This window comes from Streptomyces yangpuensis, from assembly GCF_001005295.1.
GTDB lineage: Bacteria > Actinomycetota > Actinomycetes > Streptomycetales > Streptomycetaceae > Streptomyces > Streptomyces yangpuensis.
Genome location: NZ_LBMK01000002.1, coordinates 1650697 through 1667158, shown reverse-complemented (window position 1 = coordinate 1667158; position 16462 = coordinate 1650697). Strand labels below are relative to the sequence as shown.

The 16462-nt window shown below is 70.6% G+C and carries 15 protein-coding genes and 2 pseudogenes; 9 read left to right on the top strand and 8 right to left on the bottom strand.

The features are described 5' to 3' along the window. Positions 1-153: 153 nt before the first annotated feature. Entirely contained in the window at positions 154-600 is a 447-nt protein-coding gene (locus AAT21_RS12685) for an OsmC family protein (protein ID WP_046776705.1), read from the top strand. A gap of 6 nt (positions 601-606) precedes the next feature. Here the strand turns inward: AAT21_RS12685 and AAT21_RS12680 are convergent, their stop codons facing one another. Beyond that, positions 607-1515, bottom strand: a complete 909-nt coding sequence (locus AAT21_RS12680) for a helix-turn-helix domain-containing protein (protein WP_046776704.1) — start codon at positions 1513-1515, stop codon at positions 607-609. A gap of 130 nt (positions 1516-1645) precedes the next feature. Here AAT21_RS12680 and AAT21_RS39840 point away from each other — a divergent pair. The 3 genes and pseudogenes from AAT21_RS39840 to AAT21_RS38855 form a co-directional block, all read left to right on the top strand. Next, a pseudogene (locus AAT21_RS39840) lies at positions 1646-2182 on the top strand (SRPBCC family protein); the annotation flags it as partial. A gap of 619 nt (positions 2183-2801) precedes the next feature. After that, positions 2802-3722, top strand: coding sequence for a SigB/SigF/SigG family RNA polymerase sigma factor (locus AAT21_RS12665; RefSeq protein WP_046777324.1), 921 nt, complete (start codon positions 2802-2804; stop codon positions 3720-3722). A 377-nt stretch (positions 3723-4099) separates the two neighbouring features. Then, positions 4100-4480 (top strand): ATP-binding protein, encoded by a 381-nt coding sequence (locus AAT21_RS38855; protein WP_235438769.1) that lies wholly within the window; start codon positions 4100-4102, stop codon positions 4478-4480. 200 nt (positions 4481-4680) lie between these two features. Here the strand turns inward: AAT21_RS38855 and AAT21_RS12655 are convergent, their stop codons facing one another. Further along, complete coding sequence (locus AAT21_RS12655) at positions 4681-5124, bottom strand: DUF2267 domain-containing protein (RefSeq protein ID WP_046776700.1); 444 nt, start codon at positions 5122-5124, stop codon at positions 4681-4683. Between the two features lie 38 nt (positions 5125-5162). Continuing rightward, positions 5163-5348: pseudogene (locus AAT21_RS36670) on the bottom strand (DUF2267 domain-containing protein); the annotation flags it as partial. Between the two features lie 61 nt (positions 5349-5409). Between AAT21_RS36670 and AAT21_RS12645 the strand changes: the two are divergent. Together AAT21_RS12645 and AAT21_RS35420 are read left to right on the top strand one after the other, a co-directional pair. Then, positions 5410-6072, top strand: a complete 663-nt coding sequence (locus tag AAT21_RS12645; protein WP_046776699.1) for a hypothetical protein — start codon at positions 5410-5412, stop codon at positions 6070-6072. A gap of 60 nt (positions 6073-6132) precedes the next feature. After that, positions 6133-6444 carry an STAS domain-containing protein gene (locus AAT21_RS35420; RefSeq protein WP_235438768.1) on the top strand — a complete coding sequence of 104 codons (312 nt, stop codon included), beginning with the start codon at positions 6133-6135 and terminating at the stop codon, positions 6442-6444. 259 nt (positions 6445-6703) lie between these two features. On the opposite strand, the gene AAT21_RS12640 is transcribed toward AAT21_RS35420, so the two are convergent. From AAT21_RS12640 to AAT21_RS34425, 4 genes are all read right to left on the bottom strand, one after another. Continuing rightward, positions 6704-7336: a DUF305 domain-containing protein gene (locus AAT21_RS12640; protein WP_046776698.1), complete on the bottom strand. Its 633-nt coding sequence runs from the start codon at positions 7334-7336 to the stop codon at positions 6704-6706. A gap of 82 nt (positions 7337-7418) precedes the next feature. Further along, positions 7419-7847 carry a DUF6153 family protein gene (locus AAT21_RS12635; protein WP_157879673.1) on the bottom strand — a complete coding sequence of 143 codons (429 nt, stop codon included), beginning with the start codon at positions 7845-7847 and terminating at the stop codon, positions 7419-7421. A 5-nt stretch (positions 7848-7852) separates the two neighbouring features. Continuing rightward, a complete protein-coding gene (locus tag AAT21_RS12630; RefSeq protein WP_046776697.1) occupies positions 7853-10342 on the bottom strand; it encodes a heavy metal translocating P-type ATPase in 2490 nt (829 codons plus the stop codon). Positions 10343-10537: 195 nt separating this feature from the next. Then, positions 10538-11083, bottom strand: coding sequence for an anti-sigma factor (locus AAT21_RS34425; protein ID WP_167350574.1), 546 nt, complete (start codon positions 11081-11083; stop codon positions 10538-10540). A gap of 925 nt (positions 11084-12008) precedes the next feature. On the opposite strand from AAT21_RS34425, the gene AAT21_RS12620 reads away from it, so the two are divergent. From AAT21_RS12620 to AAT21_RS12610, 3 genes are all read left to right on the top strand, one after another. Further along, the gene (locus tag AAT21_RS12620) at positions 12009-12494 is read left to right on the top strand and encodes an RNA polymerase sigma factor (protein WP_235438767.1); all 486 of its coding nucleotides are present in this window, start codon (positions 12009-12011) and stop codon (positions 12492-12494) included. A gap of 188 nt (positions 12495-12682) precedes the next feature. Next, a complete protein-coding gene (locus AAT21_RS12615; protein WP_079025703.1) occupies positions 12683-13783 on the top strand; it encodes a MerR family transcriptional regulator in 1101 nt (366 codons plus the stop codon). A 61-nt stretch (positions 13784-13844) separates the two neighbouring features. Next, positions 13845-14096 carry a hypothetical protein gene (locus tag AAT21_RS12610; RefSeq protein ID WP_046776696.1) on the top strand — a complete coding sequence of 84 codons (252 nt, stop codon included), beginning with the start codon at positions 13845-13847 and terminating at the stop codon, positions 14094-14096. Positions 14097-14282: 186 nt separating this feature from the next. Here AAT21_RS12610 and AAT21_RS12605 read toward each other — a convergent pair whose 3' ends face one another. Next, entirely contained in the window at positions 14283-16346 is a 2064-nt protein-coding gene (locus AAT21_RS12605; protein ID WP_235438766.1) for a glycosyltransferase family 4 protein, read from the bottom strand. Positions 16347-16462 lie beyond the last annotated feature (116 nt).

The following is a 16462-nucleotide window of genomic DNA, read 5'->3' as shown; positions in this document are numbered from 1 at the left end:
CGAATGCGTTCGGCCGGATGCGGCCTCCAGCTTGGCGCTCCGGCTGCGGCGGCGTGAGGGGCCAACAGGGCCAGAGAACTACCCGAAGGACCCATGCCCGAGGCCGACGGATCGCCCACAGTGGCAACACCCACCGGAACCGGAGGTCTGGCCATGACCCACACTGCACCGGAAAGGTCTGGTACTCGGCTGCCCGGAGATGCCCACCGGCTCCATGTCGCCCACGCCGACGGCGACGTCTACGTGGTCGATGTGCGCGGCCACCGCTTCCGTGTCGACCAGCCCACAGAGGCGGGCGGGACGGACACCGCGCCCACGCCGACCGAGCTCTTCGCCTCCTCCGTGGCCACGTGCGTCGCCTTCTACGCAGGGCGCTACCTGCTGCGCCACGGCCTGTCGCGCGAGGGCCTGGCCGTGCGGGCGGAATTCGCCATGGCCACCGACCGCCCCGCCCGGGTGGCCGCGGTGCGCCTGGTGATCGTGCCGCCCCCACAGCTACCCGAAGAGCGGCGCGCGGGCCTTCTCGCCGTCGCCTCGCACTGCACCGTCCACAACACGCTCCAGCAGCCGCCGGACGTCGACATCGACCTCGCGTCGTAGCCCTGTTCAGCCGGAGCCGGCCCGGACCCCCGGTCGCGCCGGGTCGCGCGGCACGCTTACTTGGGCGAGCAGGGCCAGCGAGGCCCGGGCAGGTGAGTCGGCCTCGGCGGTGGCGACCACGATGTTCTGCCCGCGGCCCGGGTCCTGTACCGGACCCTGGCTCAGGGTCTGTTGGGTGACGGTCAGCGGGCCGACCAGCGGATGCCGCATCTCGTAGGTCGCGACGGAGCACGCCGTCACCCGGTGGTCCGCCCACATCGTGGCGAAGTCGGCACTCCTCGAACTCAGTTCACCCACCAGCGCGTGGAGCGCGGTGTCGTCCGGGTGCCTGCCCGCCACGAGGCGGAGATTCCCCACCACGGCCCTGGCCTTGGCCGGCCAGTCGGCATACAGGTCACGGGTGTGCGCGTCGAGGAACACCAGCCGGGCCATGTTGGGCCGCTCCGCCGGCCGGTCCGGGGCGCCCGGGTCCAGGTGTCCGGCGAACAGCGCATGGCCCAGCCGGTTCCATGCCAGGACGTCACTGCGGCGACCGGTCACGATCGCCGGTACCTGGGACAGGGCCTCCAGCAGCTGGCTGGTCGCCTCCGTCAGCCGCTCCGGGGCAGGCCGGCGGCCTCGGCCCGGGCCTGTGGCCGACGACCGGGCCAGGTTGTGCAGGTGCAGGCGTTCGGCCTCCTCCAGACCCAGGGCACGGGCGATCGCGTCCAGCACCTGCGGTGAGGCGTTCAGGGACTGTCCCTGTTCGAGCCGGGTGTAGTAGGAGACGCTGATACCCGCCAGCGAGGCCAGTTCCTCGCGGCGCAGCCCCGGCACACGACGGCGCTCCCCGTAGCCGGGTATGCCGAGATCCTCCGGTTGCAGCTGGGAGCGCCGCGTCTGCAGGAACTCCCCGAGCCGCACTTTTCCGTTCATGGATCCGAGTATGGGCCGGGCCCGGTCGCCCAGCCTGTCCCTGGTGTGGATAGGCACCAGCGGGTCTGGTTCTCCGGCGGAACGGGTGATGACCTGGGCGTCGCCGACACGGCACCGACNTGTCCCTGGTGTGGATAGGCACCAGCGGGTCTGGTTCTCCGGCGGAACGGGTGATGACCTGGGCGTCGCCGACACGGCACCGACTTCACCCGTCCAGGAGGACACCTTGAACACGACCAGCAGCGAAGATGACCTCTCGGGGGTCGACGCATCGGATTTCGCCTTCACCCGGCGCGCCTGGGTCGATGCCGCACCCGCCCGGGTCTACGACCTGATCAGTGACGTGTCCGCCATCGGACGCTGGAGCCCCAACGCGAGCGACGTCACGTTCGACCAGGGCTCCGGGCCCCGGGTCGGGGCCTGGTTCAGCGGCCGCAACACCAAGGACGGCCGGCACTGGACCACCCGCTCCCAGGTCGTACGGGCCGACCCCGGCGCAGCCTTCGCCTTCGTGGTCGGCGGCGCCGAGGACGGCATCGTGCAATGGAGCTGGACGTGCCGCCCCCGGGGACGAGGCACCGTCGTCGAGCAGTCCTGGCAACTCCTGCGCCTCGACCCTGTGCTGGGCTCCACCCGCGGAGAGCTCGACGCCCTCAGCGACTACATGNGTCGAGCAGTCCTGGCAACTCCTGCGCCTCGACCCTGTGCTGGGCTCCACCCGCGGAGAGCTCGACGCCCTCAGCGACTACATGACGAACAGTGCCGAAACCACTCTGCTCTCCCTCGCCCAGTGGATCGCCGAAGCACCCGCCGTGTGATGCTCCGCCAGTCGGTACGCCTGGGCCGTCTCGCGGTCCATCCGGCGGCGGCAGAGTACTGCCGGTTCCAAGTGGTCTTCCTCGGCGAGGAGACCGGGGCCCTTGTACCGGGAGGACCCCGACCGCGAGATGCGTATCGCCGTCGACTTCCCGATCGCGCTCTGCTCGACGAATACGCCGAGCAGAGCGCCCGCTACCACAGACTTATCGCCGGGCACCGCCTCGACATCCTTCGCGAGATACTCGACGGCACGACCGGAATCCAGCCCTCGCCGGAGTCGGAGTGTGGGGACAGGGACGGTGCCGGAAAGACTCAGACGCACTCGTGGAACTTCGTGGTCACTGCCCGGGAGTTCTTCAACCCTTTGATCGTTCGCTCGACGTCATCAATCGTGGCGTGCATGGAACCGCGCCGCCTGGGCAGACGGGGTCGGACAGCCATTGGTCAACCGGGAGGGAGCGGTCGTCATGACTCATACGGCCACCGTGATCGGCCTCGCTCAGGCAGAAGACGCGCAGGTCACGAGTATTGCGGGAGCGTCGGCGCGGGAGCTGGAGCTGGAGCAGGTCCTGCCGGGGAACGCCCGCGAGATGGCGCCGTCCGACGCGCGTGAGATGTCCCGGCACTTCTTCCGGCGGCTGCGGTCCCTGGAGGAGGGCACGCGGGAGTACCAGTACACCCGCAACACCCTCATCGAGATGAACCTCTCGCTCGTGCAGTTCGCGGCGCGGCGCTTCCGCGCCCGCGTGATGGGCGGCGGCCTGGACATGGACGACATCATCCAGGTGGGGACCATCGGGCTGATCAAGGCCATCGACCGCTACGACCTCGACCGCGAGGTCGAGTTCTCCACGCTCGCCCTGCCGTACATCACCGGCGAGATCAAGCGGTACTTCCGCGACACCACCTGGGCCGTGCACGTGCCCCGCCGGCTCCAGGAGCTCCGTACGGAGCTGGCCAAGGCACAGGAGGCGCTGACCGACGTCCTGGGCCGGGCACCGACCGTCAAGGAGGTCGCCCAGCACCTGGAGCTGTCCGAGGACGAGGTCATCGACGGGCTGGTGGCCGCGAACGGCTACACCAGCGGCTCCCTCGACGCCGCGGGCGCGGACGACGACGCGCAGTCCACAGTGAACCGGGCGGCCCGGCCGTTGGCGGAACGCCTCGGCGACGTCGACCCCGCCATGGAGCTCTTCGAGGAGTTCCACACCCTCGCGCCCCTGCTGGAAGAGCTCGACGAACGCGACCGGCGCATCCTGGCGATGCGCTTCGGCCAGGACAAGACCCAGGCCGAGATCGGCGCCGGACTGGGCATCTCCCAGATGCAGGTCTCCCGCCTACTCTCCCGCACACTGGCACGGCTGCGCGCCGGCATGCTCACCGCCTAGGACCCCGCACCATGATGACCCCACCGAGGAACCCGGCGCGCCGCGGACTGCGATCGGCGACCCACCCGGCCTGCGAATTGGTGTGTTTCCCCACCGCAGGAGACACCTTCGCCCTGCAGTCTGCCCAGCGATCACCCCGCGGCAGGACATCTCTGACAGCGTCAGCACTGCTTTCGAGCTTCCCGCGCCGACCGGAGCGCGCCACCGCGCCTCCGGCACCAGTTACGCGCCGTGACACGGGGCCGCTGCCGCTATCAGGGGCCCGGGGCGAACACGGCAGTGGGGCCACAGTGGACAGCAGGGAACCATTCGCGGACGGCACATTGAGCGCTCGTTCGAACCCCAGGAGGCAGCGTCGTCGGCTCGCCCTGGCAGGCGTGCCCCGGCATGTGGCCAAAGGCCGCGCTTTCACACGCCAAGCGCTCCAGGACTGGGGCTGGGACAGGACCGAGACCTCCGAGGACACCCTGCTCCTCGTGTCCGAACTGCTGACCAACGCGTCACTGCACTCGAACGGCTGCCGCGAACTCGTCCTGACCGCCGACGGAGCGACCCTGCGCATCGAGGTCCACGACGGCACGACAACCCTTCCCCTCCACCGTCCGGCGCCTCAACCCGGCCTCCCGGGCGGCCGCGGCCTGTACATAGTGGAGCGCCTGTCCGACTGTTGGGGCGCACACGCGTACGGGGACGGCAAGGCCGTGTGGGCCGAGATCGAGACGACCCGGCTGGAGTACGGCATGCCCGTGGAACACTGAGCCGGTCTCGAACTGCTCCAGCGGCCCGCAGCTGTTGCCGGACGGCGGTATCCACCGCGCGGAGCCGATCCCTTTCCCGGACCTCCGCGGCGGGTGGCTGCCTCGGACGAGCAGTGATGCCCGGGACCGCCGTGTACAGGTCCGGGACCGCGGGAAAGGGTCTCCGATCTGCTGGGTGTCCGCGCGCTGCACCCCGGGGGTCAGAAGGCTGGCTGGGGCTGGCGCAGTTCGGCCAGGCCGAAGAGGAGCGCGTACCCGCCGGGGAGTTGGCGAAGGATGCGGGCGAGGAGGTCGGGGCCGGCGAGGCGGGCGACGACGGCGAGTACGGCGCCGGTGTCCCAGCGGGCGACGGCCGGGGTGGTGCCGGCTCGGGCGGCCATGTCCTTGATGAAGCCCCAGCCGGTGAGCGGTTCGGTGTCGGGGATCTGGGCGGTCAGGGCGAGGGCTGCTTCGACGGGCAGGCACTGGGCGAGGTCGACGCGTTCGTCTCCGACGAGCTGCTGGCCGAGCGCGGCAAGAACGGTGCGGACGGCTTCCTCGGCGCGTTCGCGGGTGGGGTGGGCGCCTTCGTAGCGCACGCGTTCCAGCATCTGGTCGAACGTCATGGCGGGCTGGGCCGGGTTCGCTCGAGGCTGGTCGTACATGGTGTGCGGTTGCCCTTCTCTTCGTTCGCGGCAGGTGGTCAGGTGGGCTGGGGGTGGCCGAAGAGAAGGTCGTAGCCGGGCGGGAGCTGGAGCAGCGCTTCGCGGATGAGGATGTCTCCGGCGGCTGCGGCCACGGTGGAGAGGACCGCTCCGATGTCCCACAGGGCCGTCTTCTCGGTGGCGCCTTCGATCCAGGCCGCGGTCGCGCGGACGAAGCGTTCGGGATGTCATCGAAACGATGACAAGCAGGGCGTCATCCGGAGGATGACAGACACGGAGACCGCCATGACCAAACCCGCAGAACCGACCGCACGAGTCCCGTTCCTCGCTGCAGCTGCGGCACTGGAGACCATCAACCAAGCCGTCAAGGGCGCCCAGCAAGGCTCCACGAGCACATCAACATCGGCGTCGGCACCGGCCGAGGGTCCGCACCCGGCGCTGGCCGCGCTGCTGATGCTCCGCGAGGTCCGCGAGCAGCTCGCCGGCTGGGAGACCAGCCTGATCGAAACCGCCCGCGGCCAGGGTGCCAGCTGGGCCGACCTCGCAGCCCCCCTCGGAGTCGCCAGCCGCCAGGCCGCCGAACGCCGCTACCTCCGCCTGCGCCCCGGCAAGGCGGGGAGTACCGGCGAGGAACGCGTAGAGGCCACCCGCGGCACCCGTGCCGCCGACCGCAATGTGGACGCCTGGGCTCGAGACAACGCGGCCGACCTGCGGCGTCTCGCAGGACAGGTCACCTCGCTCACCGACCTCCCCACCGACGCCGCGGACGCCATTGGCGAGCTCAACCTGGCACTCGCCGACAACGACGCCGCCCGCCTGGTCCGCCCTCTGGCGGGCGCCCGGCGCCACCTGCGGCCCGACGACACCGAACTCGCCGACCGCATCGACAGCCTCACCCGGCACACCGACCAGCTCCGCCAGGACACCCACGACCAGCGAAAGGCCTGAGACCTGAGAGGCGTCTACGAACCGACGTCCCTGCAGGCCGCACGCCGAGGAGGTACCAACGTGACAGAAGGACCCGACCGGGACACCGGCGTGCAGCCCGTTGTCGAAGTCGTCGGTCGCGTGGTCGTGGTCCGGCCCGCTGACGAGATCGACATCGCAACGGCGCCGTCGCTGAGCCGTGCCCTGGATCAAGCCATCACCCATGTCCGCGCTTCCCGAGCAGACCGCATCGTCACCGACTGCAGCCGCGTCACCTTCTGCGACTCCTCAGGGATCAACGCACTTCTGGCCGCACGACTGAAAGCGGTCAGGGCCGGCACCACGATCCATCTGACCAATCCGGCTCCCCAGCTCCAACGCCGCTGTACATAACCGGCACGGCTCCCCTCTTCTCAGGAGAAGAGGATCTGCCGGGCGAGATTGGCGCACCCACGACCAGCCTTCAGCCGCTGCGTCGCCCCGCCGGCGAATGCGAACGACTGTCCGAACGGATCAAACGGCTCCGCCGGTGACGGCAGTTCATCACTGGCACCCTACGCACCCGACCAAGCCGGTATCAGGACGCCCGAGAGGAGGAGGTCGAGGGGCCCGGCCGGACGGGCAGGGCGGCGAGGCTGCCTTACTGTCGCTGTCAGCCAGCCTTGAGCATGCTGCGCATCTGGGCGATCTCGGCTGTCTGGGAGGCGATGATGTCGTCGGCCAGGGCCTTGGCGGGGCCGTAGGCGCCCTGCTGCTTCTCCGTCTTGGCCATGGCGATGGCGCCTTCGTGGTGCTCGATCATCATGGTCAGGAACATGGTGTCGAAGGCGTTGCCCCTGGCCTTGCCCAGCCGATCCATGCCCTGGTCGTCCATCATCCCGGGCATGCCGGAGTCGTCGCCGTGGCCCATGCCGTCCATGCTGACGCCGGTGGGGACCTTCTCGCCCCACGCCTTGAGCCAGCCGGTCATGGTCTCGATCTCCGGGGCCTGCGCCTTCTTGATCTTTTCTGCGAGTGCCTTGACGTCGGGGGATGCGCCGTGGGCGGCGACCATGTCGGACATCAGGATGGCCTGCCGGTGGTGGGGGATCATCCCCTGCGCGAAGGTGACGTCCGCCTGGTTGTGCCGGTCGGCCTCCGACGGCGCCGGGGCGGTCGTGGTGGCCGGAGCGCTGCCGGCCGTGTTCGTGGTGTTGTCGCTGCCGCACGCAGCAAGGATCAGGCCGGCGGCGACCGTGGTGGCCGCCAGGGCCGCCCGGCGCGGCAGGGATCGGTTCGTGTTCATGTCGCTGAGCTCCAGGTTCGGATGCGGGAGGGGCTGACTCTCCGTGGCCGACGCGCTCGGGCGCGTGCCACGGGAGGAGTCCCTACGTCCGCAGGACCTGGAGACCGGCGAGCGAGGGCGGCGCCCGCCCTCCGACGGGCTGATGGGCCAGTGCGGGTGCCGGTGCAAACTGGGCATGGACAAGGCCGCCCGGCATGCCGGTGAGGGGCGTGGTATCCGGTGCGGCGACGCCGGGGGCACCGGGCAGGGCCGGGGAAGCGCACATCTGGTCCGCATGACCGGCGTCCCGGGCCGGGCCGCGTTGCTCGTCGTCGCACGGATACAGCGGGCCGGCGGCCGCCGCGTGGTGGGACACGTGCACCGTCACGCCCGTCGCCGGCAGCACGGTGGAGGTGCCGAGACCGTGCATCCCGAGCAACCCGATCAGGAGAGCGAGGACGAGCAGCCGTCCGAGCCACGGCGCTGGCCGGGGCTGCGGCTGCGGCTGTGTGCGGTGCTCGTGACGGGTCACGTTTCTCACCGTAGGACGCACCCGCGCCTGGCGCAGCACGGCATGGGCTTGGCTAACCTACCTGGCGATCGATCGTCTGCGTCGGCTGGGGCCGGAGGGGTCGAAACGGGCAGGCGGAGGCGCTTGAGGGCGAGGGCGTTGACGGCAACGATCACGCTGGATCCGGACATGGACAGGGCGGCGATCTCGGGGCGGAGGATCAGGCCCGAGACGGGCTCGAAGACGCCGGCGGCGATGGGCAGGGCGATGGCGTTGTAGCCGATGGCCCAGCCGAGGTTCTGTCGCATCTTGCGCAGAGTGCCCCGGCCGATGCGCAGGGCGGTGGGGACGTCGAGGGGGTCGGAGCGCATCAGGACGAGGTCGGCGGTCTCGATGGCGACGTCGGTGCCGGCGCCGATGGCTATGCCGAGGTCGGCCTGGGCGAGGGCGGGGGCGTCGTTGACTCCGTCGCCGACCATGGCGACCTTGCGGCCGCCGCGCTGGAGCTCGACGATCGTGGATGCCTTGTCGCCGGGCAGGACCTCGGCGATGACGGTGTCGATGCCCAGGCGTTGCGCGATCCGTTCGGCGGTGGCCCGGTTGTCGCCGGTGAGCATGACGACCTCGACGCCGAGTGCGTGGAGCTCGCGTACGGCGGACGCGGAGGTCTCCCGCGGTGCGTCGGCGATGGCGATCAGGGCGGCGGCCAAGCCGTCGACGGCGGCGATGACGACGGTACGGCCGGTGGCCGCCAGCTCGTCCCGCCGGGCCGCGAGCGGACCGAGGAACACGCCCTCGCGTTCGGCCAGCCGGAGGTTGCCCACGGCGACCCGGTGGCCGTCCACCACGGCGGTCGCCCCGTGACCGGGCACGCTCTCGAACCGCCGGGCCCGTACCGGTCCCACGGCGTGCGCCTCGGCGTGGCGTACGACCGCCCCGGCCAGCGGGTGCTCGGATTCCCGCTCGACCGCAGCGACCAGGCGCAGGACCTCGTGACTGTCACGGCCGGGTGCGGTGATCACCTCGGTGACCTCCGGTTCGCCCTTGGTGAGGGTGCCGGTCTTGTCCATGACCACGGTCTGGATACCGGCGGACGCTTCCAGGGCCATCGCGTTCTTGAACAGGACCCCTCGCTTGGCTCCCAGCCCGGTGCCGACCATGATCGCGGTGGGAGTGGCCAGGCCGAGAGCGTCCGGGCAGGTGATGACGACCACGGTGATCGCGAACAGCATCGCGCTGCTGAAGGGCCGGTCGGTGGCCAGCAGCCAGACGGCGAGCGTGAGTCCTCCGCCGACGAGGGCGACGAAGACCAGCCAGAACGCGGCCCGGTCGGCGAGCCGCTGGCCGGGGGCCTTGGAGTTCTGGGCCTCCTGGACCAGTTTGACGATCTGGGCCAGTGCCGTGTCGGCGCCCACTTTGGTCGCCCGTATCCGGAGGGTGCCGTTGGTGTTCAGGGTGGCGCCGACTACGCCGGAGCCCGGTGCTTTGTGCACCGGCAGGCTCTCCCCGGTCACCGTCGACTCGTCGACCTCGCTCTCGCCGTCCTCCACGACCCCGTCCGTGGCGATCTTCGTCCCTGGGCGTACGAGCAGCAGGTCCCCGACGGCCACCTCGGAGGTGGCGACTTCGACCGTTTCCCCGTCCCGCAGGACGAGCGCCCTGGGCGGGGCGAGGTCCAGCAGCGCACGGACGGCGTCGTTGGCGCCGCCGCGGGCGCGCATCTCGAACCAGTGGCCGAGCAGCACGAAGGACGCCAGTACGGTGGCGGCCTCGTAGAAGACCTCTCCGCCACCCGTGAGCGTAATGATCAGGGAGTACAGCCAGCCCGCGCCGACGGCGACCGCCACCAGCACCATCATGTCCAGGGTCCGGGCACGCAGCGCCCGTACGGCGCCGACGAAGAAGATCGAGCACGAGTAGAAGATCACCGGCAGGCTCAACAGGAGCGCCCACACGTCCTGGCGGAGCCCGAACGGCACGGGTGCGTGCCAGCCGAAGACCTCCTCGCCGATCGGGGACCACACCACGATCGGGACGGAGAAGACCACCGCGACGAGGAAGCGGTTGCGCATGTCGGCCACCATGGCCGCCATCGACATCCCCGCATGGCTGCGATGGGCTCCGTGGCCCGCCCCCTCGTCGGGCGAAGGCCCGCCCTCCGGCCCGTGCCCCGGGTGCGCCGACGGTACGGCCTCGGCCGCTTCCGCCGCTCCGGGCGGATCCGGCTCCTCCATCGGGTCGCAGATGTGGGACGGCACCGACTGGCCCGCGCAGTGGTAGCCGCACTCGGTAACCCAGCCGCGCAACTCGGCCAGGGAGGTCCGGCGGGGGTCGAAGACGACCGTGGCCGACTGCGCGACCGCGTTCACCTCGACGTCCAGCACACCCGGCCGGCGGCCCAGCACCGCAGCGACGGTGCTCTGCTGAGTGGCCCGGACCATGCCCCGCACGTCCAGCACTACCGCGCTGCGCTCCTTGTTCCCATCGCGCGGCTCGGGTTTGAGCGGGTGCCGCATGCCCGTTCACCTCCCGGATCCGACAGCGGGTCCACCAAGGCCGGGGCGCCTACCAGCAGCCTGCAGCCGTCGCGACCACCACGCAACGGCAGCGGACGAGCCCTCTCCGACGCCCGTCCGACCGCCGTCCCGCAGTGTCAGCGGAGGGACACAGGGCGGCCTGAAGTGATGGGACCGCGCCCAGTACAGGTCGTATCAGCCGTACAGTCTGCCGCGTACGGAGCTCACACCGGAGTGGGCCGGGTTCCCGTTGTAGGCCTGCGCCGACACGTCTAACAGGGGGTAGGCGCCGAGGTCGATCTGCGGAGGAATCGGGAGCGTGGCGGTACCGTCCGCACGGAGGGCGCCCAGCGGGACGAACCGGGAGTGGCTTTGGTCCATGAGCCACACCTCGTAGTAGCCGTCCGTCGGGGGCAGCCCGGCCACAGTGACCGTGACCTCCCGGTCGGTGGCTGGCCCGCGCAGGCGAACCGTCCCGGCGGCTCCAGGATCACCGAGTGGGGCGAGCCGGCTCACCGGGCCGGCCACGCTCGGCGGTCCGGCGGTGAGCCGTGCGGTGACGACGGCGCCGAACAGGGTGGCAACGGCAAGCGCGGTGGCTGCGAGGAACAGGGCGGGTCGTCGCGACAGCGCGCGGTCACGCGAGGAGCGCTTGTCCGGAAGGGTTGTGGGGCCGCCGCTCCCTGCCGGGGGTCGCAGGTGGGCGCCCAGGTGCAGTTCTGACGCGATCGAGCGCCACACACGGTCGGGCGGAGCGGTCAGGAGATCTTCGGTAGAGACGTCGCGCGCGGCGCGGACCACTTCTCGCAGTCGACTGAGCTCGCGAGAGCACTCGAGGCAACGGTCCAAATGGTCGTGCTGCCGCAGACTCGGGCGGGCATCGGTGCCGAGAGCGAGGTCGGTGAATTCAGCGGTGCCCAGATGTTCCACTGTGTTCCACCTTCCTTGCGCCGGTGGGCGGCGGGATCGCCCGAGTGGGAGAGGGAAGCTCCGGCGCGTACACCTGAGCGGGCATGCTTCGGCCCGGGGCGACGCCGACCGGTTCGCCGTCCGTCATGGTCACCTCCACACGCCGGCCGGGCATGGGCCGCAGCCTGGCGATGACGGGAGAGGGCGTGCAGGGCTGCCGCAACGCGGCCCGGTAGCGGCACAAGGAGCAGCCGCAACGCTGTCGGCCGTTCTCGGTTCTCTCCCGAGGAGTCACGGCGCCACCCGGCGCCACCGGCTGCACAGTGCCCGGTGGCGGGGCGGGGGCGGTGCGGGCGACGGCGGGGAAGCGGAAGTCCAAGGCTCGCTCCCATTCGAAGAGCTCACTTCCGGTGAGTGAGTGCAGCCCGGTCTTCCGTTGGTGGGTCGCTCAGGGATGCAGGCCCCGTACGCCCATTTCGATGCGGCAACGGTGCAGATTGCAGCTCTGCATCGTTTCGAAGGACTGTCGTGCCATCTCCGTACATCGACCCAGGAGCCAACGATGGCCACTGCTCGGCACGACACTCACCCGAGCGCCGGCACAGAGCGCACGCGGTCGTGCAACTCCGACACGCTCCGGATGCCGGATCCATGTCCGCAGCAAGCGGAGACGGGCCCGGACACCGACCTCGCCCGTCGCTTCCGCGCCGGGGACGAGCAAGCATTGGCTCTGGCATACCAGCGGTGGGGTGCCCTGGTGTACACGCTCGCTCGGCGCTCCCTGAACGACGTCCGGGACGCCGAGGATGTGACGCAGCAGGTCTTCATGGCCGCCTGGCGGGGACGTGCCGGGTACCGGCAGGACCGGGGCCCTCTGGCCGCCTGGCTCGTCGGCATCACGCGCCACGCCATCGCGGACGCGCACGCGGCGCGGACCCGCCGAGCCGATATCGAGAACATGTCCGCGGCGCAGCAGGAGGAGGCGGTCCGGCACTGGGGCCTCGACGAGAGCGAGGCCGCCGTCAACCGAGTCCTCGTCCTGCAGAAACTCGAACGTCTGACGCCGGTGCAACGGCGTCTGCTGGGAATGGCCGTCTACGGCGACATGACCCAGGCGCAGATCTCCGAGCACACGGGACTGCCCCTGGGTACGGTCAAGAGCCACATCCGCAGGGCCCTGCACTCGCTGCGCCGCGTGATGGACTCCCCCAGTCCATCCGAGGGTGCCACCGCAACGTCTTGACCTGCCTGATCCTCTCGGATCGGGCGGCAGAAAGCTCAGGCCCCGCGCCGGCACCGCAAGGCGCAGCGTCTGGTGGCGGCTGCAAACCGCCGATCGCTTCCTCGCGGGCCCCGTCGTGACGCATCCGCAGCCCGCCCGAACGGAGAACACATCGGTGTGGCACGTGCACTGCGGCAGTGGAGGCGGAGATGGACTGGAACGGGGATCGCGGCTCCGGGGCCGGCGTGACGACCGGGGGCCTCGCGCGGAAGCTCGGCATCTCCCCCACCACGTTGCGTTCCTGGGATCGCCGCTACGGATTGGGACCTGCGACGAGGGTCGAAGGACGTCACCGGCGATGGACTGCACGGGATGTCGCGATGGTCCAGGAAATGTGCCGCCTGACGGCGGAAGGCGTACCCCCGGCCGAGGCGGCGCGCGCCGCGAAGACTCATGCCACCGAGGTCCGCTCGGAACATGCCGCGGCGGTCACCTTCGATCGGGCGCCGGCCGAGCCGTCGACCGGTACGGACGATCCGCGCGAGGACCTGACACCGGAGGACTCACGCCGACGCGGCCGGGGGCTCGCTCGAGCAGCGGTGCGCATGGACGCCGAAGCCGTCCACGAGCAGATCATGGGCTCCATCGAAGCGTACGGCCTGATCGCCGCGTGGGACGAAGTGCTGATGCCGACCCTGCGGTACGTGGGGCGGAAATGGGAGTCGTCCGACGACCGGTACGTGGAAGTGGAACACATGCTGTCCTGGCACATCTCAGCAGCCCTTCGATACGCCTACGCAGGCTCGATGGCTCGCCGCAAACCGGCGGACGGACGCCCTGCGCTTCTGGCGTGTCTGCCCGGCGAACAGCACACCCTTCCCCTGGAAGCGCTCACCGCCGCTCTGCGGGATCGCGGTCAACGTGTCCTGATGCTGGGCGGATCAGTGCCGGTCGAAGCCCTGGAAGCCACCGTGCACCGAGTCGCCCCGGCGGCCGTCGCCCTGTGGTCGCAATCCCGGAACACCGCCGACCTTCCCATGGCACGTCATCTCGCGTCACAGCGCTGGGGGATCCACGGCGCGCGCACCCGTAGCCACGTTCTGCTGTGCGGCCCGGGATGGGGGCTGCGTCCCGACCCGGAACTGCTGAGGCCGCACGGCCTGGGGGACGCTGTGAGGATCATGGTCTCCGTCAATCGTCCCGTCGACGAAGGAACTTCCGACGGAGTGGAGCGGGCCCCGGGATACGCGCACACCGAAGCCGCCCCTGCATCCGAACGCGACACCATGAGCGAAGAGATCGTTGCATGACATCCTTTATGCGCTTTTGCGATCGCATGAGGGTGCACCTCTCCCCTACAGAGGAGTGATCATGATCGTCAAGAAGCTGCACGAACTCGGTGTGACGAGCGAGCACGCCTACCTGGCCGCCACCGCGTCGATCGGCTTGTCCCTCGCGTCCTGGCTCACTTCAAGCAGGAACGAGAACCTTGAGCGCGCCGACCGATGGGGCATCTTCGTGGGCGAATGGGCTCCCACATTCTTCGGCCTGGGGCTCGCCCTGGCGCACTATGAGGACAGGGACCGGATCGGCGGGTCCACGGGCGAAGGCCACGAGCTTTGACCATGGCTGCACTTCGCCTTGCTTGATCACGCACCGCTGTTCTGTTCGTCGCAGCCTTCCCGCCGTCGCGTGTGATCACTTCGTGAGCCGAGGCTGCAACTCGGCGGCCCCTCCGGACGACCGGGCGGGCCGTCGACCTCGTCCCGGTGCCGGTTTCGCCCGGAGGCCACCCACTGGAGGCAACCATCAGCTGCCGCCCTGGCTCCTCTCCCCGGTAGCCGCCAGGTACTCGGCCCTCAGGGCCTCCGCCATCTCGGCCACGGAGTAGCGCTCCGTCACCGTGCCTCGCGCGGCCTGCCCCATGCGGCGGCGGCGCTCCTCCGGAACGGACGCCAGCCTGTGCAGGCCACGTGCCAGGTCGGCGGCGGAACCGGTGTCCAGCAGGATGCCGTTGACCCCGTCCTGCAGATAGTGGGGCACTCCCCCGCGGCGGGGCCCCGCCGCCGGCAGTCCCGCCTCCATCGCCTCCAGCACCGCGATCCCGAACTCCTCCTTGACACTGGGGCACACGTACCAGGCCGGTACGCCATTGGCCGGGTCGGCCAGGGCTCGCTCGAGGCGTCGAATGCGGTCGTTCGGCATCGCGGGGACCAACGCCAAGCGGCGTGCCGCTGCTTCCCGGCCGGCGAGCAGGGGGCCGAACGTGGCGTGCATGCGCCGCTCGTGCAAGGTCGGGCGCTCTCTGCTGCCGCCGACCACGACCAGCGTGCTCGTGCGCCACAGTTCCGTGGCGAGCCACGTGCGCACGAGCAGGTCCTGTTGCTTGACCGGGTGGAGCCGACCCACACACAGCAGCAGGGGAAGCGCCCGGTCGTCCGGCGACAGCGCATCGGAACGGCCGCCGTCGGCGAACAGTTCCTCCAGCATCGCCTGCCGCAGAGAGGTCTCGCGCTCGGCCGGGATGTAGGGTGCGATCCCCTCGGGCGGGGCGGCCGGCCCCGTGGGACCGTATCGCGTGCCGAGGGAGGGGAAGTAGCGGAGCAGGTCCCGGGTCCCGGGGCGTCCCGGGATGCCGACGACGGCGTCGGCACGGTCCACCAGGCGGTCGGCGCAGAAGACGCGGTGGAGATCGTCGCGGAGCACTTCCGCTCGCTCCGCGTCTTCCGGTCCGGCCTCGGCATGCTTGCGCGCCAGGTTGCGGTGGGGATCAGGGGTCGCGGTGAAGAAGAGCCGTGCTCCGGTCCGGTCCGCCGCGCGCGCGAGCGCCAGGCTGCCGTCGTCGCCGTACCGCACGTGCACGAGATCGGCAGGGCGGGGCAGGGCGCCCAGAAGACGGGTGGCCCACCAGGCGAGCGCGGCCCGATGGGCCGGCCATTCGTCCGGCTGGGGTGACGCCGCAGCATCGACCGGAAGGCGCAGCACCCAATGGCCCGGGCGGCGCTCGCGCAGCAGGAGGGGGTCGCGTTCGAGTTCTTCGTGCCCCGACGTCACCACCGTCAGCACGCAACCGATGCCGGCGCTCAGGGCCAGGCGGTCACCCAGTCCGCCCAGCAGCACGGACAGTCCGCCGCTCGACCCGTGTCCCGGGGTGTCCAGTTCGCCCTGGAGCATGGTCTGCGCGACGACGATGCCGGTTGCCGGCCACCCGTCCTGCCCAGCGAGGACCTGCGGCTGGAGGAGCAGCCTCTCATAGGGGTCGGCTGCCGCCCCGATGCCCGGCAGGTGTGTGATGCCATCGGGAAGCTGGTGCAGGTAACGCCACACGGCATGCCGGACGCCTCGGTCATGGCATGAGGCATGGTGCGCCGCCTCGGCGGCGGACAGCGGACGCAGGCCGGCCGATTCCGCGCAGTCCAGCAGGAACGCCGTACGCGCGGCATCCGGCGCACCTCGCAGCAACATGTGGCGCAGCGTTTCCTCGGCGTACTGCTCGCCGTGGCGGCGTACTGTTTCGGGCCACATCTCGGTCAGGACCGCGGCGAGTCTGTGCCCGTCATGGCTGTGGGCCAGCAGCGCCTCGGGGGTGAGCGGAACGGCGAGGCGGCACGCCCGGCGCAGCGACGCGACGGCGGTGTCCTCGCGGCTGAGCGCGTCGGCCTTCCAGGACGGCACCGAACAGGGGCGGACACCGTACTCGGCCTCCAGCAGAACCGTCAGGTCGCCGCTGAAGGGCACGCCTGCAGCAGTCCCCCGTACGTCCGCGCCCGCACCCCGGAAGAAGCCGTTTCTCGCTGCGACAAGCGGGTCCGTATCGTCCTGGGGCGGCGGCGCCACCGCGGTGTCCCACGGCTGCGCTGAAGGATCGAACACGTGGTCTCCTTGGTGAGAAACGTACGACGCAGCGGGTTTCTCCCGGTCGTCCGCACTCGGATGCACCCGGTCACACAGCATTCCGCACGGGGGTCTGGTCCCACGACGCGCGCATC